This is a genomic window from Pseudoalteromonas sp. SA25, from assembly GCF_011378705.1.
Classification (GTDB): Bacteria; Pseudomonadota; Gammaproteobacteria; order Enterobacterales; family Alteromonadaceae; genus Pseudoalteromonas; species Pseudoalteromonas arctica.
Map to the genome: position 1 here is coordinate 1 of NZ_WTKV01000007.1, position 24,358 is coordinate 24,358.

Annotated in this window: 26 protein-coding genes and 1 riboswitch; of the genes, 8 read left to right on the top strand and 18 right to left on the bottom strand. The window is 37.9% G+C overall.

Annotated features, from left to right (window positions below):
• Positions 1–104 precede the first annotated feature (104 nt).
• Both GQR45_RS07290 and GQR45_RS07295 read left to right on the top strand, forming a co-directional pair.
• Entirely contained in the window at positions 105–1,478 is a 1,374-nt protein-coding gene (locus GQR45_RS07290) for an IS4 family transposase (protein WP_096058041.1), read from the top strand.
• 90 nt (positions 1,479–1,568) lie between these two features.
• Positions 1,569–2,762, top strand: a complete 1,194-nt coding sequence (locus GQR45_RS07295; protein ID WP_165725557.1) for an HD-GYP domain-containing protein — start codon at positions 1,569–1,571, stop codon at positions 2,760–2,762.
• Positions 2,763–2,815: 53 nt separating this feature from the next.
• On the opposite strand, the gene GQR45_RS07300 is transcribed toward GQR45_RS07295, so the two are convergent.
• From GQR45_RS07300 to GQR45_RS07325, 6 genes are all read right to left on the bottom strand, one after another.
• Positions 2,816–3,853, bottom strand: coding sequence for a general secretion pathway protein GspB (locus GQR45_RS07300; protein WP_165725558.1), 1,038 nt, complete (start codon positions 3,851–3,853; stop codon positions 2,816–2,818).
• A gap of 11 nt (positions 3,854–3,864) precedes the next feature.
• A complete protein-coding gene (locus GQR45_RS07305; protein WP_165725559.1) occupies positions 3,865–4,782 on the bottom strand; it encodes an AAA family ATPase in 918 nt (305 codons plus the stop codon).
• 165 nt (positions 4,783–4,947) lie between these two features.
• Positions 4,948–5,466: a DUF1566 domain-containing protein gene (locus GQR45_RS07310; protein ID WP_165725560.1), complete on the bottom strand. Its 519-nt coding sequence runs from the start codon at positions 5,464–5,466 to the stop codon at positions 4,948–4,950.
• 9 nt (positions 5,467–5,475) lie between these two features.
• On the bottom strand, positions 5,476–7,125 hold the full coding sequence (locus GQR45_RS07315; protein WP_165725561.1) for a DUF1566 domain-containing protein: 1,650 nt from the start codon (positions 7,123–7,125) through the stop codon (positions 5,476–5,478).
• Positions 7,126–7,194: 69 nt separating this feature from the next.
• Positions 7,195–7,527, bottom strand: coding sequence for a hypothetical protein (locus GQR45_RS07320; protein ID WP_024596875.1), 333 nt, complete (start codon positions 7,525–7,527; stop codon positions 7,195–7,197).
• A gap of 22 nt (positions 7,528–7,549) precedes the next feature.
• Entirely contained in the window at positions 7,550–8,254 is a 705-nt protein-coding gene (locus GQR45_RS07325; RefSeq protein WP_165725562.1) for a DUF2982 domain-containing protein, read from the bottom strand.
• 246 nt (positions 8,255–8,500) lie between these two features.
• On the opposite strand from GQR45_RS07325, the gene GQR45_RS07330 reads away from it, so the two are divergent.
• The 3 genes from GQR45_RS07330 to msrA all read left to right on the top strand — a co-directional run bounded on the left by GQR45_RS07330 (position 8,501) and on the right by msrA (position 13,277).
• Complete coding sequence (locus GQR45_RS07330; RefSeq protein WP_024590017.1) at positions 8,501–9,553, top strand: efflux RND transporter periplasmic adaptor subunit; 1,053 nt, start codon at positions 8,501–8,503, stop codon at positions 9,551–9,553.
• Between the two features lie 3 nt (positions 9,554–9,556).
• The gene (locus tag GQR45_RS07335) at positions 9,557–12,655 is read left to right on the top strand and encodes an efflux RND transporter permease subunit (protein WP_165725563.1); all 3,099 of its coding nucleotides are present in this window, start codon (positions 9,557–9,559) and stop codon (positions 12,653–12,655) included.
• An 85-nt stretch (positions 12,656–12,740) separates the two neighbouring features.
• Positions 12,741–13,277, top strand: coding sequence for a peptide-methionine (S)-S-oxide reductase MsrA (gene msrA / locus GQR45_RS07340; protein ID WP_101164298.1), 537 nt, complete (start codon positions 12,741–12,743; stop codon positions 13,275–13,277).
• 116 nt (positions 13,278–13,393) lie between these two features.
• Here msrA and GQR45_RS07345 read toward each other — a convergent pair whose 3' ends face one another.
• The 4 genes from GQR45_RS07345 to GQR45_RS07355 all read right to left on the bottom strand — a co-directional run bounded on the left by GQR45_RS07345 (position 13,394) and on the right by GQR45_RS07355 (position 16,973).
• Positions 13,394–15,220, bottom strand: coding sequence for a TonB-dependent receptor (locus GQR45_RS07345; RefSeq protein ID WP_101217560.1), 1,827 nt, complete (start codon positions 15,218–15,220; stop codon positions 13,394–13,396).
• 36 nt (positions 15,221–15,256) lie between these two features.
• Positions 15,257–15,441, bottom strand: a riboswitch (cobalamin riboswitch).
• A gap of 63 nt (positions 15,442–15,504) precedes the next feature.
• Positions 15,505–16,026 carry a hypothetical protein gene (locus GQR45_RS07350; protein WP_240920178.1) on the bottom strand — a complete coding sequence of 174 codons (522 nt, stop codon included), beginning with the start codon at positions 16,024–16,026 and terminating at the stop codon, positions 15,505–15,507.
• Positions 16,026–16,289, bottom strand: a complete 264-nt coding sequence (locus GQR45_RS21340) for a hypothetical protein (protein ID WP_010553190.1) — start codon at positions 16,287–16,289, stop codon at positions 16,026–16,028. The genes GQR45_RS07350 and GQR45_RS21340 overlap by 1 nt, the downstream gene beginning before the upstream one ends.
• A gap of 201 nt (positions 16,290–16,490) precedes the next feature.
• On the bottom strand, positions 16,491–16,973 hold the full coding sequence (locus GQR45_RS07355) for a YajQ family cyclic di-GMP-binding protein (RefSeq protein ID WP_007377833.1): 483 nt from the start codon (positions 16,971–16,973) through the stop codon (positions 16,491–16,493).
• 152 nt (positions 16,974–17,125) lie between these two features.
• Between GQR45_RS07355 and GQR45_RS07360 the strand changes: the two genes are divergently transcribed.
• Together GQR45_RS07360 and GQR45_RS07365 are read left to right on the top strand one after the other, a co-directional pair.
• Complete coding sequence (locus GQR45_RS07360) at positions 17,126–17,479, top strand: VanZ family protein (protein ID WP_165725564.1); 354 nt, start codon at positions 17,126–17,128, stop codon at positions 17,477–17,479.
• Positions 17,472–18,374 (top strand): 2-dehydropantoate 2-reductase, encoded by a 903-nt coding sequence (locus GQR45_RS07365; protein WP_010553188.1) that lies wholly within the window; start codon positions 17,472–17,474, stop codon positions 18,372–18,374. Before GQR45_RS07360 ends, GQR45_RS07365 begins: the two co-directional genes overlap by 8 nt.
• A gap of 40 nt (positions 18,375–18,414) precedes the next feature.
• Here the strand turns inward: GQR45_RS07365 and thiI are convergent, their stop codons facing one another.
• Positions 18,415–19,872, bottom strand: coding sequence for a tRNA uracil 4-sulfurtransferase ThiI (gene thiI / locus GQR45_RS07370; protein WP_010553187.1), 1,458 nt, complete (start codon positions 19,870–19,872; stop codon positions 18,415–18,417).
• A gap of 97 nt (positions 19,873–19,969) precedes the next feature.
• The gene (locus tag GQR45_RS07375; protein WP_007581663.1) at positions 19,970–20,623 is read right to left on the bottom strand and encodes a TetR/AcrR family transcriptional regulator; all 654 of its coding nucleotides are present in this window, start codon (positions 20,621–20,623) and stop codon (positions 19,970–19,972) included.
• A 198-nt stretch (positions 20,624–20,821) separates the two neighbouring features.
• On the opposite strand from GQR45_RS07375, the gene coaD reads away from it, so the two are divergent.
• Positions 20,822–21,313, top strand: coding sequence for a pantetheine-phosphate adenylyltransferase (gene coaD / locus GQR45_RS07380; protein ID WP_165725565.1), 492 nt, complete (start codon positions 20,822–20,824; stop codon positions 21,311–21,313).
• Between the two features lie 35 nt (positions 21,314–21,348).
• On the opposite strand, the gene GQR45_RS07385 is transcribed toward coaD, so the two are convergent.
• The 6 genes from GQR45_RS07385 to GQR45_RS07410 form a co-directional block, all read right to left on the bottom strand.
• Positions 21,349–21,855 (bottom strand): hypothetical protein, encoded by a 507-nt coding sequence (locus GQR45_RS07385; protein WP_165725566.1) that lies wholly within the window; start codon positions 21,853–21,855, stop codon positions 21,349–21,351.
• Positions 21,856–21,959: 104 nt separating this feature from the next.
• The gene (locus tag GQR45_RS07390) at positions 21,960–22,472 is read right to left on the bottom strand and encodes a hypothetical protein (RefSeq protein ID WP_165725567.1); all 513 of its coding nucleotides are present in this window, start codon (positions 22,470–22,472) and stop codon (positions 21,960–21,962) included.
• Positions 22,465–22,974, bottom strand: a complete 510-nt coding sequence (locus GQR45_RS07395; protein ID WP_165725568.1) for a hypothetical protein — start codon at positions 22,972–22,974, stop codon at positions 22,465–22,467. Before GQR45_RS07395 ends, GQR45_RS07390 begins: the two co-directional genes overlap by 8 nt.
• Positions 22,967–23,464, bottom strand: coding sequence for a hypothetical protein (locus GQR45_RS07400; protein ID WP_101217551.1), 498 nt, complete (start codon positions 23,462–23,464; stop codon positions 22,967–22,969). The genes GQR45_RS07395 and GQR45_RS07400 overlap by 8 nt, the downstream gene beginning before the upstream one ends.
• Before the next feature lie 5 nt (positions 23,465–23,469).
• Positions 23,470–24,003: a hypothetical protein gene (locus GQR45_RS07405; RefSeq protein WP_024590032.1), complete on the bottom strand. Its 534-nt coding sequence runs from the start codon at positions 24,001–24,003 to the stop codon at positions 23,470–23,472.
• Positions 24,004–24,017: 14 nt separating this feature from the next.
• Positions 24,018–24,227, bottom strand: coding sequence for a hypothetical protein (locus GQR45_RS07410; protein ID WP_024590033.1), 210 nt, complete (start codon positions 24,225–24,227; stop codon positions 24,018–24,020).
• Positions 24,228–24,358: the final 131 nt, after the last annotated feature.

Below are 24,358 nucleotides of genomic sequence, written 5' to 3' on the forward strand. Positions count from 1 at the left end.
GCTGTCTCTTATACACAAATCCCTGCTAAGAAATTAGCGGGGATTTTTTTGAACTAAATCTCAATGTCATGATCAGATCTTCAAATCTTGTTTGAGGGCACATTATGATTAACGAACATACTCATTGGGCAAAACAACAATTCGGTAAATCGGACTTAGGTGATCCAAGAAGAACAGCGCGTCTGGTAAAGTTAGCATCAACGCTTGCAAATGAACCAGGAAAACCACTTGTGAACATCACTCAATCCCCCGCCGATATGGAAGGTGCCTACCGCTTTATTCGCAACGAGAATATTGACGCAACGGCTATAGCAGAGTCAGGCTTTAAAGCCACGGTTGAACAAGCAAAAAGTCATAACTTATTACTCGCATTAGAAGACACGACCACACTAATTTATAAACATTCCTCCATTCGAGATGATTTGGGTCATGTCGGACGAGGAGCAAAACAACGAGGCTTGTTAGCTCATAGCGTATTACTGTTTGCGCCAGACACAAAGCAAGTTGTGGGATTAATTGAACAGTCTCGCTGGAGTCGTGATATCAACACGATTGGAAAAAGAGAAAAACACGCGACGACTTCTTACGAAGAAAAAGAAAGTTACAAGTGGGAGTCAGCGTCACGAGCGATGGCAGAGCGGCTGCAAGGACAAATGGCGAACGTGATATCGGTGTGTGACCGCGAAGCGGACATCTACGAATACTTGCAGTATAAACTGAGCGAGCAGCAACGATTCGTCGTACGCTCGATGCAAAGTCGTCATATTGAAGAAGGTGAGGATAAGCTCTATGCGTTTGCAAGCGAGCTGATGAGTGCAGGCACCAAACACATCCACATTGCACAAAAAGGAGGAAGAAAAGCCCGAAGCGCAACACTGGATATCACCTATGCGCCAGTGACACTCAAAGCGCCTTACAATAAGAAAGGACACTCCCTCCCAGTTTACTATGTCGGCTGTGCAGAGCGAGGAAACGCTGAGAACGGCTTAAGCTGGCACCTATTAACCAGTGAACCAGTCACCAGCAAAGAAGACGCTTTAGCTATCATCACCTACTATGAGCACCGTTGGCTTGTAGAGGAATACCATAAAGTCTGGAAAAGTGATGGTACGGATATCGAAAGTTTACGCCTTCAAAGCCAAGATAACATGGAAAGATTGGTGACGATTAATGGCTTTATTGCGACGCGAATATTGCAACTAAAGTTCACCAATGAGCAGCCTGATTCTCCAAGTTGTGAACAACTGTTATCTCCCAAAGCATGGAAGTTATTGTGGTTAAAGAGAATAAAAACACCATTGCCTGAAACTGCTCCAAATATGTCATGGGCGTATCAGGAACTGGCAAAGTTAGGAGGCTGGAAAGATACCAAGCGCACAGGGCGTGCATCTGTGAAAGTGTTATGGCAAGGATGGCTTAAGTTACAAGCCATCCTGGAAGGCTACGATTTAGCAAAATCTCTTGAGTCAGACTTGTGATCAAGAGACAGCTGAAAAGTGCCTTTTTTATTAGGTAGTAACGTATATATTTGTTAGCTTAATGAAAGATTAACAATAGAAGTAATAAATTTGAAAATAATTCCTGTTGGTCAGTTACTGCCTGGTATGTTTGTGCAAAGCGTTACTAGACAAACTGGCAGTATTAAAATTAAAAATCAAGGCTGGGTTAAAACTCAGGCTGGTATTAATAACCTAATAAAAGCAGGTATTTTAGAAGTAGAAATCGACCCTGATAAAACCCTCATTGACTCAGTCCCTGAAAAAGCTCCTATTGCTGTACCTGCAACAAAAATAAAGCGTGACCCTTGGCAAAAAACACACAGTGCCGAACAAGAAATGGGAAAGGCAAAAAAACTGTATGACGAAGCTAAAACACTGCAAATAAAAGCATTTAAAGATATTAAAGCAGGCCGCGATATAGATATTGCACCATTCAAAGAGCTGGCAAGTGGCTTTATGGACTCTGTTTTTAGAAACCAAGATGCCCTAGCCTGCCTTACCCAAATGCGCCAAAAAGATGCTTACCTACTTGAGCACTCTATTAATGTATCGATATTAATGGGGATTTTCGCTAAGCATTTAGGTATAGAAAAAAACATTATCGTTGAACTGACTACCGGCGCACTTTTACACGACATTGGTAAGATAAAAATCCCTGATGAAATACTCAATAAGCCGGGTCGCTTTACCGATGATGAATTTAAAATAATGAAAATGCACTCGCTTTTCAGTAAAGAAATATTAGAAGAAGCCGGCTTAACGGGTGTTGCGGTTGATATTGCAGGTATGCATCATGAAAGGCTTGATGGTAAAGGCTATCCGTTTGGTAAAAAGGGCGACGAAATAGGTCAGTACGTACGTATGGCATCAATTGTAGATGTGTACGATGCACTTACCGCAGAACGTGTTTACAAAGCAGGCATGGAGCCAATAAAAGCGTTTAAAATACTAAAAGACGGATGCCCAGATAGCTTCGATCCCGTGCTGCTTAATAAGTTTATTCAATGTATTGGTATTCATCCGGTAGGAACGCTCGTCAGATTATCGAGTCAAAAAGTGGGTTTAGTGACCGAGAGTAATCCCAGTACACCACTAAAGCCTATCGTTAAAACATTTTACAGCGCCAAACATAGTCGCTATACAGAGATAAAAGATATCGATTTATCTAATAAAAAAACCTTAGATACCCTTGAATCAGCGGTGAAACCTAAAGAATATAATATTGATTTAGAACGCTTTTATAAAAACTCAATATTACCCTAAGCAATATTGAGAGCTCAACATTCTACCGAGCTCTCAACATAATAGCTAAGCGTTTACTGCGGCCAGTCTTGCAAAGCTTTTAAGCTAAACTCATAACCATCAAAATCAAGTACACTTTGCTCAGGTGTAATCTCTCTTACAGTTAAAGCGCCTATGCTCTCTCCTTCATGTAGCTCTCGGCCATTTAGCTTGATCCAACGTTTGTCAGCACTCGATGAATAAATATGCGCTTGATATTTAATACTAGGCAACATTGATTGCAAACCATCTGGTAGTAATTCTACAGGCTCAACACGTGATGACGTTTTTGATGCATGGGTAACTTCATAATCCTGATTTTTTTCGACGTCTTGTATAGCTTGCGCAAACGCATTTTTAAGTGTTGTAGGCACCTCATCAAGCTCAGGATCGCTCATCTGTTGAGATTGGTTGTTACCATTAATTGGCTTACCTAGTACTTTATATTTACTCATATCTAGTTGAGCTGATGCTGTATTTTGACTTTGCCCAAATACCGAAGCGTTCTGTGTATTATTTGGATTGTAATTATTTTGTGGATTAAATACTGGCTGATTATAATTTTGAACTGGCATTACTTGTTGCACGTTCTGCTGATTATAACCCGTTGCGCTCGTGACCGGACTCGATGGCATAGGAATATATTGCCCATTAGGCGTTAATAACATTTGCTGTACACCATTAGGTGTTTGCACATGCACAAGTTGCCCTTCAATCGTTGCAGTATTATTTGGAGCTATTTTAGCGGGTTCTAACTCTGCTATTTGCTGCTTTTCAACTGCGGCATCTACCTCTTTAACTTGTTCTTTAGGTGACGATTTTTCGCTTTCAACCACCTTAATTACAGCGGGTTCCGATGTGTTTAATAAAGTAGTACCTTGTAACCACTTACCAGTAGTAAACCCACCAGCTACCGCAATAAAAGCAGCTAAGCTTGTACCAAATACTAACGCTAATCGTCTATAACGCTTTAGTGCTTGCTGTTGCTTTAACTGCTCTGATTGTAAGTCGTATTGCTCAGCACTCATATCTGATTGCTGCGACTGCTTTAGCGCATCTAATAAATAAGACATAACTTACCTAACTATAAAATAAATGAAAGCCCAATGCCTACGGCAAATAAAGCAACGAATGCAAGGCTATATGGTACAAATGACGTTGCTTTGTTGGCCTCATTAACTGGCGCTACAAAATCCATGGGTAATGACTCATGTGCTGATTTTTTTATTATATCGCTATCAACTATCAACTGCTGCTTTGCAAAAGTGCCTACCAAAGCTCGCTCACATACCAAGTTCATTAATCGTGGCACACCACCGGTTAATTGATGAACAGCTTGCATGGCATCCATCGAAAAGATTCCTTTATCACACCCTGCAATATGTAACCGATGCTTTATGTAAGCGACTGTTTGGCCTTGCGTAAGTGGTAATAAATGGTAACGAGCCGTTATCCTCTGGGCAAGTTGCCTTAATTCGTTGCGCTTCAAAAGGTCTTGCAGCTCAGGTTGACCAACCAATACTATTTGTAATAATTTTTTATGATCGGTTTCTATATTTGTCAGCAAACGTAATTGCTCAAGCACGTTAGGGGCAAGTAATTGTGCTTCATCAATAATAAGTATAGTGTGCCCGCCCGATTTATTATTAGTCTCTAAATGCTTTTTTATAATATCGGTAAGACTTTTAAGCGTCGCATTATGAACATCGTAACTAATGTTGAGCTCATCACAAATACTGGCTAATAACTCCAGCTCTGAAAGCGCTGGGTTATGGATCATCGCTACTTGAGTGTTTTCAGGAAGCTGCTCTAACATACTGCGGGTAATTGTAGTTTTACCTGTACCTACTTCACCTGTTAATAATACAAAACCACCGTCTTCACCTAATCCATAGGTAAGGTGTGCTAAGGCTTCTTTATGTCGTTCACTTAAAAATAAGTAATGAGGGTTGGGCGAAATCGAAAAAGGTTTTTCGTTCAGGCCAAAATAGCTTAAATACACCGTGATGTTCCTTCGTAATTAAATCACGGCCTATAATGGCAAAAAAATGCGCTGAGTGACAACGTTGTAAGCGCTTTATTATTGAAATAACGTAAATTTATGTAAAACAAAAAAGTGCAGCTGTTTTAAGGCTGCACTTTTGTCTGTCTAATCTTAGTATGCATTTTACTCTTCGTAGCGCACTAATCGTAAATACACATTACTGGTTTTAGCATGTAAGCTATTCAACCCACTATCAAATTGATAGACCCACGCTGAGCTCATCGTGCTTACACCCGATGTATTTGACCAATAGTTTTGAAGCTTAGTGCCCAAAAATACGTCTTCATTAATACTCGGCTCTGTGCAACTGTGCTCTAAAATACTCGCCAATTCTTTAATGTTAGGCATTTGCCAATCATCGTAATCTGCGGTTGTATCATTTTTAGCACCACGAAGTGCTTCTTGCCAAGTAAGAGAAGGTGTTGAGCCTTCACAAAGTTGTGTCTCTGTATTATAAGTTTGCCCATAACTACAGCGTTGCCACATAAGGCCTGTTTCGCTATCAGACACTGTGCCATCTGCATTTATGGTAAATCTATCTGTCGGTGTTGTGATATCTGCACCGTCGTAGCACGTTTGCGCCGCTGCAATATTAAAGCTCAAACTTATAGTTGCTAGTGCATAGAGTAATTTAAATTTCATTATTTTCTCCTAACGACTTCTAACTAAACGTACATAAGCAGTATTTTCTTTTGGATAAGCAAGGTCGTTACCATCACTCATATCAATGATATACGCTTGAGATAAACTGGTACCATCAGCTGCTGTTTGAGAGGTCCAGTAACGTAAATGGCTTAATGCACTTTCACTTGGCATATTAGGAAAAAATGCCTCATCAATTAATATACTTTGCCCTTGTTTACCGTAATCAATTAAGCCCAAAAGCTCTGTATAAGTAGGTAATCGCCAGTTTGTACCACCACAAAAATCTAAATCATTAACTTCGTTTATATAACTTTGTACTCCACAACTTGTATTGTCCGGACACGTTGAATTGGCGGTACTGGTATCGGTAAAAGTCGTATTCCCTACATCCCAAAAGTAATGATTTTGACCATCACGTAACGAAGTATTTGGTACCGTTCCAGATGCCACACTTTTCACCTCCCATACAAGCCCAGTAACATTATCGCGTATACAGGTAAAGTCAGGACTATCATCACCAACCTCATCAGCAAACTCATTAAGTCTAGTGTAATCAAACGCTAAATTACCTTTGCCAACTTTATCTAAGCGGTTTGCATAGCTATCGCGTCCAAGCTCTGCATCTTGCGCTGGAAAGTCATCACTTTCACAATTAATACGTTGAGTATTGTTATAACACTCACCAACACCACTATCGTTGATGAGTCCAAGTGCTTTGGGTGATACATCAACAAATAAAGAGTCTGTATCGGTGCGTCCTTTTGAGTCGGTTACCGTGACTTCAAAGCTCAATGTAGACTCAGTATCAACATCTGAGGCAAAAAATGTCGTTGTACATTGGTCGCTATTGCTTAATGTTTCGGTATTACCGGTAAGTTGTTGCCATTCACACTTATAGGTATCGGTAACTGTTTCGCTATTTGTAGCATCAAGCGTTACTTGCTCAAACTCTTCGACATTTTGATCAGCGCCTGCATTTACATCTACTAACTCATTTGTTTTGTTGAGTGTCATTGAATATTGAGTGCTCGCCTCGCCACCCTCATCATCAGTGACAGTTAGCTGCCAAGATAAATTCACGTTACTTTCAAGTAATGGATGAAAAAAACTAAGAGTCGATTCATTAAAACTCTCAATATCTAAATCAGGACCCGATAGCAATTGCCACAAATAACTATCAATTTGACCATTATCATCAGGATCGCTCGACTCTAGGGCACTCAAAGTCACTGTATCTTTGTATACAGAGGGAAGTGTTTCAGGAGATGTTTGTGTAACAACAGCAAGAGGTAGTTGGTTATTAGAGCTTACTGAAATAGAAATGTCGTCACTAACAGCGCTACTACCTGTACTTTGATAGCTCACTCTTAAAATTATTTCACTATCAGTTTTTACGTCAGGTGCTGTAAGTGTTTGCTCAGCGCCTTCAAGCGGAAAACCTTCTAAGCTTGGGCCGCTAACTTGTTGCCATGAAAAAGTACCATCAGCGGGGGAACCTTGTGCTGTGATGGTAAATTCAGATTTTTCGATAATTTGTAAATCGGCTCCAGCATTAACAGATGTTTCAACAACTGTATTATCGCTATCACCGCCACCGCCTCCACACGCACTCAGTAAACCACAAGAAATGAGGGGGATTAAAGCAAACGCTTTCATACGCAGCACCTTATTATGTCAAATAATTACTATAGTGTAATCACTAGCAATAAAGATGCCATTAAAGTACTACATATATGTATCTTGATGAATGCGTACAAACAACTTCGTACCGATTTTACTGTAATCTATTTTGTATTCACGCCCGTCTAGAGCTTGAATAAACAGCAACTGCTTTTCTTCGCCAAATACATCAGCGCTACTTACATAAACCATTTCTAAATAACGCTCTTTTGCATCACGGCGGTTTTTAGGTAATTCTTCTTTAAATGGCTCCAGGCCATGTTGCGTTACTTTAATTCGAGGGTGAATTTCAGAGTTTACAATCACTAAATCATGCTTTTTATCTTTATGTATTATGGTGTTTCGACCACTTTTTAAAAAGGCTCTCTCTTGACTCATTTTTCTTTCCTACAGTCGCAGCTTAATTATTAATTTGCGACGCTATAAACTGACTAGGCTCGCGCTTCCACTTATTTAAGTTAGCACTAAATGCCCAAATATCTCTATCTAACACGCTGGCAGGCAATAATAAATCGTAACCTGTTAGCTGCTGAAGGTGCTTAGTTCTATTAGCAAACATGGCTATAAGACCAGTATAGCTTATCCCTTTATGGGATGTGTAATGTGTATCTTCTATTAACCATTCTGATGGGCAATTGCCATTTTTGCAATGTTTCTGAACAACTTGCATAAATAAATTACGCTGCTCTATTAATAATTTCCCTGCAATTCGAGGCGCTATGCTTGTTAAAAAGTCATCTATGTCGTTTACCTTTATACCAACCGCATTTAATTCTAAGTAATCAAAGCCATCTTCTACTTTGGGTATACCACTGTGATTAAAGTTACTATGAGGCATACACCAAGCTCCGTACTTATGGTAATAAACGAGCTCAGACTCATTTAATATAAGGCTATGATATGGCTCTTGAGTTTTTAAATATCCAATAAAAATAGCGGCAATACACAAGCTCACTAAAAATATTTCAAGTATGCTAATCTCACCCGGCCTCAGTAAATTAAACAACATAATGAAAACTAAACCAATTGCACCTGCAACAAGCACTTCAATTGCGTTTCGCGCACCTTGTGCCCGAAACTTAATGACATTGTTAGATTTATCCATATTGGTAAAACACCATATAAAAAACAAGCATAATAACAGCCCAAATTATGACCTTTCTTGTTGTTATACATAAGTTACAGGTGGTTTTAAATTTCATACATTACCGCTTTTTCCTCAACAAAATAGGAACAATGAATAAATCTTATTTACTTTTACGCTTAACGCACAAATTTATGAGACACATAACCGTCTTTTCCCGGTCTTATTTCGTACAATACTTACAATTCATTTTCAGGTATGAAATCAATGTACTCAAGACAATCAGGTAAAGCACTTTTTCCATTTATTATTACGTTACTTCTAATATTTAGCGTTTATTTATATCTACCCGCTAGCCACGGCGAACAGGCCGATTTATCACAAATGTCTACTCAAGTAACAGCTCATACTGTTACTTCTCAGGAAAACGCAGTGATGATAGAAGCGATCGGTAGCGCGCGTGCAAACCAAGCAATCTATATAAAAAGTGCGCAAAACGATTATGTCACAGATATATATTTTAAAGACGGCGACTTAGTCAGTAAAGGACAAAAGTTAGTACAGTTACAGAGCCAACAAGAACAGCTTGCCGTTAAAGAGCTTGGCATTAACTTACGTGAAGAACAACGTCAGTTAGATCGCCTAACCGAACTTTCACGCTCGCAATCAACGGCAAAGTCGTTACTTGAAGAGCAGTTATCTCGTGTTGATGCAACAGAGGCCCAACTAGAAAGCGCTAAAACTAAATTAAACGAAATGACTATTAGTGCGCCCTTTTCAGGCCTGTTAGGTAAGCGTGAAATATCAATAGGTGCTTACGTAAGTAATACAACAATAATCACAACACTTGATGATATTAGTATTATTAAAGTTGACTTTAAAGTACCTGAAAAATATTTAGCACAATTAAATATGGGCATGAAAGTGCTTACGCAAAACGATGCCTACCCAGGACAAACATTTAACGGCAAGGTAACGCATATTAGCTCGCGTATTGATTCGGTTACTCGCAGTGTTGAAGTAACAGCAAGTTTTGCCAATAAATCAGGATTACTTCGCCCTGGTATGTTACTAAATACAGCACTTGAGCTAAGCAGCAACCAAGCTTTAATGGTGCCAGAAAAAGCGGTTATACCTTTGCAAGACAAACACTTTGTTTTTCAAATTCAAGATGGGATAGCTAATAAAATTGAAGTGCATGTTGCTAGCAGAAATAATGGCTGGGTTGCTATCGACGAAGGCCTAACTGATGGCGAGCAAATTGTTACTGAGGGGCTAATAAAAATTCGCTCTGGAAGTAAAGTAAGCGTAAAGGGGTAATACGTGAAAATTACAGATACTAGCGTCAAGCGCCCCGTTTTTGCCATTGTAATTAATTTACTGCTTCTTACTTTTGGACTGGTTGCGTTTACTATGCTGCCACTTCGTGAATACCCGGATATTGAAACGCCGATTGTAAATATCAGCACTGAATACACAGGTGCTTCTGCCGAAATTATAGAAACCAAAATAACGCAAATAATAGAAAATCGAATTTCAGGTATTGAAGGTATTAAAAGTATTAACTCATCGAGTCGTAATGGGCGTTCAAACATTACCATTGAGTTTGATATTAACCGCGACATAGATGCAGCATCTAACGATGTACGCGAACGTGTAGCACGTGCACTTGATAGTTTGCCCGATCAGGTACGCCCGCCAGAAGTATCTAAATCAAATAGTGATGAAAGCCCAATCGCCTGGTTTGTATTAAACAGCGAAACAATGGACTCGTTACAGCTATCTGATTACGCGCAGCGTTTTATTGTTGACCGCTTAGCCGTAGTAGATGGTGTATCTAATGTACGTATTGGTGGTGAGCGCCAATACGCCATGAAAATTTGGCTTAACCGCCAAGCAATGGCAGCACGGGGTATTACCTCAAGCGATATAGAAAACACACTTCGTACAGAAAACGTTGAGTTACCGGCTGGCGAAATAGAATCTATAGATCGTGACTTTACCGTTCGTACTGCCCGTAGTTATAAAGAGCAGCGCGATTTTAAAAACCTGGTAATTAAACGTGGTGATGAAGGTTACTTAGTACGTTTAGGTGAAGTTGCCGATGTACGTTTAGAAGCTGCCGATGACGAAAGCTTATTTCGTGGTAACGGGCGTAATATGATTGGCTTAGGTATTGTAAAACAAGCTAAAGCAAACACACTAACCGTAGTAGATAACGCACGCAGCGAACTTGAAAAAATCAAACGCAACCTACCTGAAGGCACTACAATTCAAGACAGCTACGATTCGTCTGTATTTATTAAAGAGTCTATTAATGAAGTTTACAGCACACTTGCCATCTCTATGGGTTTAGTCGTACTCGTTATATTTTTGTTTTTAGGCAATATACGAGCAACGCTTATCCCTGCGGTCACCGTACCGGTCGCACTTGTTGGTAGCTTTATGTTTTTGTTGGCAATGGGCTACTCAATTAACTTACTAACTTTACTTGCCTTAGTACTGGCCATTGGTTTAGTAGTAGATGATGCTATTGTAATGCTTGAAAACATTCACCGCCGTATTGAACTGGGTGAGCCGCCGTTACTAGCTGCATTTAGAGGCGCGCGTGAAGTAGGTTTCGCTATAGTAGCAACCACTCTTGTACTAATATCGGTGTTTGTGCCATTAGTATTTATGGATGGCCGTATAGGTGCATTATTTACTGAGTTTGCTATGGCGGTAAGTGCTGCCGTATTTTTCTCAAGTGTTACAGCACTGACTCTCGCACCAGCCTTGTGCTCTAAAGTACTTAAAGTATCAGACAAACCAAATAAATTTAGCCAATGGATGGACCGCCAGTTTACTAAAATTGAAGTAAGTTACCGTAATTCACTCTCCACCAACATAACCCGTAAATGGGGTTTAATGGTGAGCTTATTATTAGCTGGCTTTGTTAGTTACTCGTTGTTTTTACAAGTTCCTTCTGAGCTAACGCCAAAAGAAGATCGTGGCACGTTCTTTATTATGATGAGCGGCCCTGAGGGCGCAAGTTACGAAAATAACGCCGCTAATATGGCTAAAATTGAAGAGCGCTTAATGCCTTACTCGCAAGCCGGTGAGATAAGTCGCGTACTTGTTCGAGTGCCTGGCTGGGGTGGCAGCGGCGGTGTTGCGATTGTGGGTATGGCCGATTGGGATAAACGCAAACGCTCAACGTGGGAAGTAATGGATGAAATAAGCGGTAAAATGCAAGAAGTTACCGATGTTCGTGCATTTGCCATTATGCGCCGTGGTATTGGTGGTGGTGGTTCATCTCGCCCAATTGAGTTTGTACTACAAGGTAATGATTATGCACAACTAGCCGATTGGCGTGACCGTATAATTAAGCGTGCTGAACAAAACCCAGGTTTAGTAAGAATCGATCATGATTATAAAGAAACCTTCCCGCAGTTTTTAGTCAGCATAGATAAAAACAAAGCTGCCGATTTAGGCGTTTCGGTATCTGATGTAGGCCGTACACTAGAAACAATGCTTGGCCAGCGCCGTGTTACGACCTTTATTGACCGCGGTGAAGAATACGATGTGATTTTAAAAGGGACAAAAGAAGATTTTACCAATCCTACTGATATTTCAAATATATACCTTAAATCACGAAGCGGTGAACTAGTTCCACTTGATAGCCTTATCAGCTTAAAAGAAGAAGCAACAGCATCGCGCTTAAACCGTTACAACCGTATGCGCGCAATTACATTAAGCGCCAACTTAGCCGACGGTTATACACTTGAGCAAGCGCTTAACTTTTTAAACGAAGTCGCCGCGCAAGAAAACGATATAGATGGCGCAGTAGATTACAAAGGTGAATCGCAGCTTTATTACGAAGGCGCATCAGCGATGACCTACGTATTTATACTTGCACTCACCGTTACCTTCTTGGTACTTGCTGCACAGTTTGAAAGCTTTATGCACCCATTTGTCATTATGCTTACCGTACCGCTTGGTTTAATGGGCGCTATGTTTGGGCTTTGGGCTACAGGGCTTACCTTAAATATTTACAGCCAAATAGGTATTGTCATGCTCATAGGCTTAAGTGCTAAAAATGGTATTTTGATTGTAGAATTTACTAACCAATTACGCGACAAAGGCGTTGAGTTTAGTGAAGCAATACTACAAGCGGCTACCCAGCGCCTTCGCCCAATAATAATGACCTCACTTACAACCGTTATGAGCTCTGTTCCCTTGGTTTTTGCTTCAGGCCCCGGCGCTGAAAGCCGTATGGTTATTGGTGTAGTTGTGTTTACAGGGGTTATTGTATCTACCCTGCTGACTCTTTTTGTTGTACCTGCTGCGTATTATGCTCTATCGAAAAATACACAGTCACCTGAGTTTTTACAACAAAAGCTGAATAAACAAGCTGCTGAAAAGCCTTTCGAAGAGATCTAATCTCTTTATTGCGCCGTAACCTTGTTGTTGCGGCGCATACAATTTATGCTCGCCTTTAAACTCCATATACATTTTAGGAATACTTATGAGCTCAACAACGCAAGTAGCAACATTTGGTGGCGGCTGTTTTTGGTGTATAGATGCAGCATTTAGACGTGTAAATGGCGTATTAGATGTGAGTTCTGGCTATACCGGTGGCGAAACCGACACCCCAACCTATAATTCTGTATGCTCTGGCACAACCGGACACGCTGAGGTTGTTAAAATTGAATTTGATACCACTGTAGTTAGCTTTGAAACACTTTTAGCAATGTTTTTCACTTTGCATGATGCTACACAATTGAATCGCCAAGGTAACGATATAGGCACACAATATAGAAGCGTTGTTTACTATCACGACGAAGCTCAACTAAAGCAAACCAATGAAATGGTAGCTCAACTGCAAAGCCATGTGAGTGAGTCAATTGTGACAGAAGTCAGCCCTGCTACTACGTATTATCCAGCAGAGCATTATCATCAAGATTACTATAACGAAAACCCACAGCAGGGTTACTGTAGTATTTTAATAGCACCTAAATTACATAAGTTTGAAACCGTATTTAAAGAGTTCTTAGCTGACTAGTTAATTTGAGCAGTTAAATTAATTAGTTAAATTGATTAGTTAAATTGATTAGTTAAACTTAGCTACATATTAAAAAGCCCGACATAAGTCGGGCTTTTTAATATTAATAGATACCGTTAAAACTGGTAGCTTGCGCCTGCAAAAAAGCGACGCTCTGGAGTGTTGTAGTAATACACTTGACCCGTTGTAAAATCAGTATTTGAATCAACAGCGTTATACTCTTTATCAAATAAGTTTTCTACACGAAGCGAAACTTCAATATGTTCATTTACTTGATAATTACCTGCTAAGTTCCAAAGTGTATAAGAGCCTAAGCGAGTCACAGCACCTTGTCGGTCGCTACGGTATTGCATGTCTAAGCTTGCATCAAAAGCACCAAACTGTTTTGCAACTTCCCAGTTAAAAGTACGTTTAGCAACATTACGTAACTCTGCGCCCGTTTCTTCGTCTTCTGCACTCAAATAAGCAAAGTTAAGGTTGCTATCAAAACCAAAAAACTGCTGAGATAAGCTAAATTCAACCCCTTCATAACGTGCTTCATCAATATTAGCTAATGCAAAGTTTGCATCGTAATCAATTTTATCTTCTATATCGTTTCTAAAAATTGCAACATCAACTTGCGCAATATCAAAGTCCACACTCAAACCTAACTCACGGTTTACTGATTTTTCAGGCTGTAAATCAGGGTTACCATAAAGTGGGAAATATAAATCGTTAAATGTAGGGGCTTTAAAGCCAGTACTTTGGCTTATACGAAATGTTGCATCTTCAGATAAATGATAACCCGCAGCGGCGGTATACGTTGTTTCGTCGCCAAATTGCTCGTCGTCATCTTGGCGAACAGTTAAATTAGCTAATACTTTATCTGCATCGTAGTAAGCACCTACAAACACAGCAAGTACATCTCGGCTGTCTTCAACAAATAGTTGCGAACTATGAGATACATCATCGTTGTACCAATTGATACCACCACTAATGTTAAGCTCATCAGATAATAGGTATTGGCCGTTATAATCAATTTGTGTGCGTTTAGTTATAAAAGTACTTGTTGTTGGTCCAACTGAAAAATCAACATATGTATTGTCTGAATCATCCGTTGCTAGCGCTAAATCAATACTGTGCGTTTGGTTAGTGTAGTTTTTACTCCAACCTGCAGAAAGCTGATAGTTTTTAAAATCATCTCGTTCAATCGTACTGTCAGCTGGGCTAAAGCGGCTGTCGTAATCTGCGAAACCTTCACTGTATTGACCTAATAACTTAAAGTCGCCGTAGTGTGCATCAGTATAATTTACTTTAAAACCAAGATTTTTATTTTCATAGCCATCTTCATCTGGTGCTACGCCTTGCAGTACATCAAAGTTATCTGTTTTTTCAAAGCCTGCATTAAATGCTGTTGTTATATCACCTGATTTTACAGAGCCTGCCACTTGATAATTTTGGTAAGAATCAGAACCAAACGTAGCACTCACAGATAAGTTATCTGATTCACGCGTTATAATGTTAATCACGCCAGCAAGTGCATCAGAGCCGTAAACAGCTGCGCGAGAACCCTTAATAATTTCAATGCGTTCAATACTATTTAAAGGGACATTATTTAATGCTTTTTGACCAAGTGTTGCTGAGCCTGTACGTACACCGTCAATCAAAATTAGCGTATCGCCAGAGCCAGTACCACGAAGTGACACACCTGTATTTTGGCCAAAACCACCGTTTGGATTAACCTGAAAACCAACTCGCGTGCTTAATAAGGTTGGTAAATCGCGTACGTTGCTTGCTTCTATTTCTGCACGCTCAATAACATTTACACTTGCTAAAACGTCATTGATTGATTGCTCAAATTTATTAGCTGTAACGGTTATTTTTTCAATTGATTGCTCTGCGCCAGACACAGAAAATGAAAGCGCAGCAGAAATAGCAACGCCTAAAGTTGTTTTGTTTAACATGATGTCCCCTACCTTTGCCCACCGCAAAGATTTAAGTAAGTAAGATTGCATCAAGGCCGGTCTCCGGACTCAGTAAGCACATCAAAATATGCAATACTTTACCGTTGCGGGGGCAGTGTTGGGCTTGTAGTCATCATGAAAACGCACCAACTTCCCGATTATCCTGCTAAAAAAATCATTACATGAAGTGGCTAGCAAGCACCTTGAAAATATGTCGCTATTGTGAGTATTTTGTTTACAAATGTCAATGGACGTCTATACAGCTAAAACCCTTTAAAATGCAGTTAGGGGTTAGTATAGTTTGAAGAAACTCCATATTTATCAAGTAGCTTCTGAAGTTGTATTTGTGCAGTAGGTAAGCTGATTATTTCATCCATTTTATTACTAGTGATCTTATTTGATTTAGAGTTAACTAAAAAGTGCGTTTTATAAACGGCATCTGGTACGTTACTTTTATAGAGTAAATCCATATTAAAAGTATTTTGATTTTTAAAATATTGGTAAGCAATATTATTTAAAACGCCTACTTCCGCGCGCTTTAATAGCAGCATTTTAACCACATTGAATTCATCAATGGTTAAACTTACTTGATGTGCCTCACTTAAAAATTCGGCATCTGTATTAAATCCAGCAAATTGATACGAGTACCCCAATACCCCAACCTTTGTTAATGACGTAATGTCGTCAAAATAAGCTTGCTCATTTGTATTTTCTTTAAGCGTATAAAGCTCATTTTTGGTAATGGTATAAAATTCGGTTTTTTTAATGTTTTCTTGCGCTGATTGTGGGATCCATTGCAGTGCCATTAAAAATAAAACATCAAAATTATTTTTTCAACTGACAAAGCAAGCCTTTTTACAGGTAGAGACTTAAGTACGAAGTTAAACTCCTGCTGTGCTCCGTTTAAAATCTTAATAAACTCAGGAGCAAAACCCTGCTTTTTTTGCGCATTAATAATAATGGGAAAGTAGCCATCTTCAACCAGTACATCAATATCAACTGTTTTTGATAAGCTTGGTTTGGTAAATGTAAGCAAAACAAATAACAAAAATAATTGATGAAGTTTCATTTTAATACCTTCTAGTGTGAAGTACTTAATTGCATGTGATTAAATATAATAGCTTAAATATCAAAAAGGAGATTAATACATACGGGAGTATCTAGGCAGCAAAGAGGGATAATAGTGAGATATTTAAAAAGAGTAAGTAGCTTCAATCTGTCTGTAAGTATAAACAGATTAAAGCATGCTTAATTTAAAACTATTTATTGATTAATCGCGGAAATTTTTAAACTGAAAAGGCTGACCTAGCTCAGCACTGCGCACTACTTGCATAGCCTCTTGAAGATCGTCACGTTTTTTACCCGTTACACGTACTTCTTCGCCTTGAATAGCAGCTTGAACTTTAACTTTAGAGTCTTTAATAGCTTTAACTACTTTTTTAGCCATGTCCTTTTCGATACCTTGCTTTAAACCAACGTTACGAAATACATTTTTACCTGCACGGGTAATATCTTGAAGCTCTAAGCTTGATACATCCATACCACGCTTAGATATTTTGTTAGCTAAAATATCAAATAATTGCATAACCTGAGAGTCTGCTTCAGCTTTAAGCTTAATTGTTTTGTCATTTAGCTCAATAGATGCATCAACGCCTCTAAAGTCAAAGCGAGTCTCTAGCTCACGATTTGCATTATCAACTGCGTTTTTAGCTTCGTTCATTTCTACTTCAGATACAATATCAAATGAAGGCATTGGTTTGCTCCTAACTATTTAATCTTAATTTTATGTGGTAATTATAACGCTAAAATTATAAATCTTTACATTTTTCTGCATCTTGTTCAGGTGCGATATTAAATTAGTTTGATATACTTGCGTCTCTTTTTTAAGCGATTTTAGGATTTGTCGTGACAAGGCGTGTTTATCAAGCAATTTTTTTAATCAGCATAGTAGCTTTTACCTTTTTATTTGCCAAAGAAATAAAAGGTGGCGTTGTAAATTTATTTCCTCATGTTGATAAAGTCGCCCATTTTGGGATTTTTTTTATACTAGCCATAATAATGGATAAAGCGTTTAAGTTTCCTTTATATGTGCAAATACTTTTATTGGCAGGTTATGGCGCCTCTATAGAAATAATGCAAGACGCACTTCCATATAGGCAAGCATCACTCGGTGATTTTTTTGCTGATTTTGCAGGTGCCGCAAGCTACTTTTTACTTAGAGTAATTTTTACACCTCGAAAAAAGAACCCATATGGCTAATATTTTAATTGTCGGCGATGGTGCTATTGGCTTGTTACTTAGTCATTTTCTAAGTGCGTCGCATAATGTCAGTGTCTTAACTCGCAAAAGCCCAACAAATACCCGCTTTTACAGCAGAGGAAAGGGTGCATCTAAAAAAATTGACGCACAATTTATTTCATTAAATCAGCTAAATAAAGCGGCTGAATTTGATGTTGTTTTATTTACCGTTAAAGCCTTTCAAGTACTTGATGCATTTACGCAAATAAAGCCATTTTTACCAAATCATTGCTCTGTTGTACTTTCGCATAACGGAATGGGTAATGTTGATGAGGTAAATAGCCAGCTAAGCACTCACCAAGCACTCTACTTTTTAACGACAAGCATAGCGGGCTTTAAATCAAACCAATACATTGTGCAGCACACTGGTGAGGGACAAAGTGTTATTGGTGCTTGTAATGAATTAGCTTTTCAAAATAGCGCGCCAATAGCTGATATTTTTAAAGTAATACCCAGCCTCAAGTTTACTAATAACATTCAGCAGCTTCGTTTTGAAAAACTACTCGTAAATATTGCCATTAACCCATTAAGCGCTTTAAGTAATGTAAAAAATGGTGAGTTACGCGCACCTAAGTACAACGCTATAATTTTTAATGCACTCACTGAAGCATGCAATATAGCAAACGTACAAGGGCTTAATATCCCATTGATTAAAGCACTTAATACCGCTTATAAAATAATGGAATTAACGTCTGACAATTACTCTTCAATGCAGCAAGACGTAGCGCATTGCAGAGAAACTGAAATATCAGCTATATGTGGCTATATTAGCCAACAAGGTAAAATTTACGGTATTCCTACACCTTACAATGATGAGTTGTTTGTCAAAATTCAGGCAAAAAAAAGCGTGGTATAAACCACGCTTATATAAATTCTTAACTTTAAGACTACAAACCTTATGGGCGGTAAACTTTTACAGTTTCAAAGCCTTGTTCGTGCAGCATAAGTGCCTGTAGTTGGCTCATTACGCCTCTATCACAATATAAATAGTAGTCGGTGTCTTTTGGTAAATCACCAAACTTAGTCGCCAGACGGAAGAACGGTAAATGAACCACTTCAACACCGTCGATTGCAAGCGGTGCAGCTTCTTCTTCCTCTGGTGAGCGAATATCAACTACCACAGAGCCTATAGGTAAATCAGCAACCGATTCAGCTTCTTTAAGTTCTTGTTTGGCTTCAACGTCAATATCACGCACGTCCATTATACGTGCGTTATTTACAACGGTATCAAGTACATCAAAGTCGAACTTTTCTTCTTCACCAAGAATAACGTCTATTTTGGCTTTAACCGTTGGCTTTTTAGAAATAACACCACAGTATTCAGGCATTGTTTCTGCCATTTCAGCCGTACCAATTTGGCGAGCAATATTAATAATTTCTTGCTTATCGTGTTGAATAAGCGGGCGTATAATAAGCGTTTCAGTAACACGGTCAATCACGCTTAAATTCGCTAATGTTTGACTAGATACTTGGCCAATACTTTCGCCAGTGACAAGTGCTTGAATGTTTAACTTTTGCGCAACCACACTCCCTGCGCGCATCATCATACGTTTGAGTACAACACCCATTTGGCTGTTTTCAACGTTTTCTAAAATTTCAGCAACAACAGGTTCAAAATCAACTGTTACAAATTTAACTTTATGTGTAGAGCTGTATTTTTTCCATAAGTAGTAGCTTGCTTGCTTAACGCCAATTTCGTGCGCTGCGCCACCTAGATTAAAGAATAAAAAGTGCGTGCGTGCGCCTTTACGAATCATTTGGTAACTTGCTACGCCAGAGTCAAAGCCACCCGACATAAGCGAAAGCACATCTTCTTGAGTTGGCAGAGGAAAACCAGCCATACCAAAATGTGTATGAGAAACAATGTAAGCTTTATCGTCTTTTACCTCTAAGCGTATTGTTACTTCTGGGCGGCTAAGCTTTACGCTTGCGCCTTCAATATGTTGATTTAATCCACCACCAACATAACGCTCTAAATCAGTTGAGGTAAAATCGTGTTGCCCTATGCGCTTAGCACGAACACAAAAGGTTTTACCCACAATAGTATGACCAACTAAAGCGATGGTTTTTTGATAAATATCATCAAGAGTTTCGAATTGTGTTTCGGTTACTTCAATAAATTGAACAATGCCAGGGATGCGTTTAAGGCTATCGATAAAATCAAGGCGAACTTGCGCGTCTTCAAGTTTTGTAACAACTGAAATGTTATCCCAGTTATTTCTTACTTGTACTTTTTCGTCAACACGGCGCAATACAATTTTAATGTTATTTTCTAACACTTTAGTAAAGCGTTTACGGACTGAACGGCTTTTAATGGCTATTTCAGGATGTAGTTTGACGATAAATTTAAGCATAGTTCACTCTTAGACTGCGGGAATTCGCGCTCCCAGGCATTTGGCGCGGGATTATAGCAAAAAATTCAGCGCCTAGGAAACAGCCTATTACTATCGATTAAACTACTGTTGGGGCTTGTTGCGCTAATTCAGTATATTTTTCACGTAGCAGATTCATTTTATCAATGCTTTTATCGGTACTGTACGCTCTAAATAATGTAAGTACTTTTAAAATGCCATGATATATATCTTGCTCAGCAAGCGTACCACTTGGCCTACGGGCTTTAATATAAGGCGTCCAAAAACTAACCGTTAGCTTTAGTGTATGTGCTAAATCAATGACATCTTGCTCATCAATAGCAATCATTTCACTGTCGCGAAGTCCTAAAATAATTTTACGAACTTGCTCTAACAACTCTAACTGAAAATCAATATAAGCTTGTTTTAAATCAGCATCTCTAGAGAGAATATCCCCGAGATTATCGTAAAAAAAATGATAGCGCCACATCAGCTCAAATAACGAATCTAGGTAAGCCGTTAAATGATTAAATGCATCATCATCTTTATTAATAGGTTTAAAGTGAGTATTTAAATGATCGCGATACAGCGCAAAAATATGACGGATAATGTCTTCTTTATTTTTAAAATGATAATAAAGATTACCCGGGCTCATCCCTAAGTTTGATGCAATATGATTTGTCGTTATTGCACGCTCACCATTTTCGTTAAACAACAAAATACTGGTGTGTATTATTTTATCCTTGGTATTCATATGCTAATACTCAAATTATCTATAGGCTACATTACACTCAAAAGAGGTAAACAGTATAAACAAATATGAATCATTAAAACACTCCCACCATGGACTGACCTGTTTAAAGAAAGTAAGTGTTTATATGCTTTTTTAGCTAGGCTGCTTTGTGGCATAAACACTGTTAAACTAGCGCTAAAATAATAAATAGTGAACATTATGAAAGTTATTGCAATTTACCCTGGCACCTTTGATCCACTAACTAATGGGCACACAGACCTTATTCAACGTGCAGCTAAAATGTTTGATACTGTATTAGTTGCGGTTGCTAATAACCCAAGTAAAAAACCCTGCTTTAACCTTGAAGAACGTGTTGAGCTTGCAAACTCTATTTTAAGCCACATAGATAATGTTAAGGTGATTGGTTTTTCTGGTTTATTGGCTGATCTTGCACGCGATCACAATGCTAATGTGCTTATTCGCGGTATTAGAGCGGTATCTGATTTTGACTATGAATTTCAATTAGCTAACATGAACCGCCGCCTGAACCCCGACTTAGAAAGTGTATTTTTAACACCCGCAGAGCGAAATTCATTTATTTCATCAACACTCGTTAAAGAAGTAGCTCGCCACAATGGTGATGTAAGCGAGTTTGTAGACCCGGTAATTGTTAAAGCGCTAAAAACTAAATTGGGCTGTGGTACCAGTTAATAATAAATAAGGCCTGTTAGCACTGAAATCCATTACTAATAGGCCCTTTTATTAAACACTTTATTTAGCTTTCCTTCTAACCAAGTAAGTTTTAAAACATCTTTACCTATAAAGAAAACTAAAACCATGGTCAAATCTGTAAAGTTTATACCTACTATGTACACCCACCAGAACCACCAAAATTCATAATGGTGCATAACATCATTATCTATATACATTGCAAAAAATAGTGAGGTGTTTATACCTAAACCAAATAATAAATAAATGTATACGCTGCTAATCTTTATAAAAAAACCAGATAAAATAATAACAAATAGAGTAATAATATCGAATAAGAAAAAATCGAAGTAAGTAATCGCGTCCATATCAATAAACATACTAGAAGAGTAAGAAAGTACCATGATGAAAGATAGCCAAACAATGCTTTTATCTGCGCTATTTATCGAACTTGCTAAAGAATATAAAAAAGCCATCAAAAAGCCCCATTGTACAAAAATACCTATATAAAAAGAGATATTTGTATTTAAAAGTAGCTCAACCATTTTACTCCAACACTAAATAAAAAATTATTATACCGCTTTACATATTACGGCAACATCAAATAAAGGCACAAAATCACTCTTCTTTTAAGTTGAGCTTTACTGCCTCAGCGATCTAAACTTAACTTTCTAACACATCTTAAAAGCTTGTTTAAGCCTAAAAAATCCTTATTGATGATTAATACCAATGCCATGGTAAAATCGACAAAATACATCCCGAATGTGTAAATGGTCCAAAACCACCAATAGTAAAGAGTGCCAACGATTACAATATCGTAATGCATACCCAGGAACAGACACGCATTAATAAATAGACCAACAATTACATAGACAAAAGCAATGGGGACAGGATTTTTACATACAGCTCGCCAAAGTAATAAAGTACCTATGGTAGCAAAATCAAAATAAAAGTAATTTAAGTGAGGAGTCGAAGTTCGAGGATCCATAAAAAGACTTGAAGTATAAGAAACCAGCATAATGAATGATAACTGTAGCAGGCTTTTATCTGCCTTATTTATACTTGCTGATAGATTATATAAAAATGAAATTAAAAAGAACCAAGTAAATAATAGCCCTATATTATCGCCTAAATCGACAAGACTCCAGAGTAGGTCAGCCATCAACTGTCCTTTTCAAACTAGTAATCAAACCATTTCTAAATTTCATCAAGTATAAAAAATCTTTGTTTATAAAAAATATAGCTACCATTATAAAATCAGCAGCGTTGACCCCTATCGCGTAAGCATTCCAAAGCCACCAGTAGCTTGTATTATTTGATATATAGATGTCGTAATGCATGAGAAAATGCAGGGTTGAGTTTATAGCTAAACCAGTAATAATATATAAATAGGTAATACCATCATGCCAGAGCCGCCTAAGGGAAATGATAACTAGGAGAGTTAAAATATCGGAAAACAAAAAATCTAGATAAGTTACCGTATCCATATTTTTAAATATACTAAACGAATATGAAACACTCATAACCAAAGACAAATACACTCTTTCTTTATTAGGCTTATTAATCGAATGAGCAAGGGAGTACAAAAAAGCCATAAGAAATCCCCATTGTACAAATGCACCTATGCACAGAGAAACTGTTGGGCTAATTAAAAGCTCATTCAATATTTTTCAACTTTTTAAAGTTCAATGTAACCCCTCTTTTAAAAATGGTATTTTTATTGAATACTAGTGAAAGAAACATTAAAACATCGAACATATTAACGCCAATAGAATAAACACTCCAATACCACCAAGGCTCATAGTTATATAAAACGTATAGATCGTAATGCAATATTAAGGTGAGCACAGCATTTATTATTAACGCAAAGATGATGAAGTGAAAAGCTATAGAGCGGTGAAGTACTTTAAAGTACTCTAAAATTAACAAAGCTAAAATTGTAATAAAATCGTAGAGCGCCCAATTTAAATATAAACTTTCTAATAAGTTTATATAACCACTGGAAATATATGAGCAGAGCATAAGCGCAGATAAATAAACCGAGGATTTATTTTCTTTATTTATACTGGAAGCTAAACAGTATAAGAAGGCCATTAAAAAGCCCCATTGAGAGAAAGCTTCTACATAATCCATCAGGGCTTCAGTAACGTACATTTAAACTAGGTCGTTATTTTTATTTTTCTCGATTTAAACAATCGAATTAATTTTCTTTTTATCCTGTGTAGCCCTAAAAAGTCTCTATCTACAATTAATGCTACAACCATTGCTAAGTCATTAAAAGCAACGAAACCTACATATATTTCCCAGAAAAACCATGGTTCATTATTTTTATACACATATACATCTAAATACATTAACAGTACTAATAGCATATTTATTGATAAACCAACGATCAAATATAAGAAGGATGTAGTTGTTTTTTTCAATAATTTAAAGCTAAAGATGAGTACAATAATAGTAATTAAATCATGAATAGCCCAGTCCAAATATGTGGTGTTATAGTATGAAAGCCACGTATAAAAGTAATCTGTGGCTGTATAAGATATCATCATGATTAATGAACTGAGTAATAAGGTAGTCTTTCTTTTAACGTCTAAGCTATATACAAAAACATTGAAAAAGAAGGCCATTAAAAAAGCCCACATAACAAAAGCTGATAATGAGAAAAGACCAAAAAACTCAGTTAAAAACATTCAATACCTTATTGCTACTTAGGACGAGTGCCTGTACCACCAGAAAGAATAGCAAGGCCACGTTCAACAGAGTTAACACTCGCAGCAGCCATACCTTCTTGAGAGATACTCACTGTATCAGATTGCAGGGTTTTAGGGCTAGCAGTTTGTTCCATTGCAGGCTTTAATTGTTGTGTTTTGTTGTATGCTTGCATTTGTACTTGGCTATTAGCTGAAACTTGCATGTGATTGATCCTTGTAAAAGTTTTAATTATATTTGGTGCAACTTTTAACCACATTATTATGTAGATAAATGCATCACCTGTTTAAAGTAGTGATAGCTATTTTGCTATCTACCTTATACAAAGCAACCAAT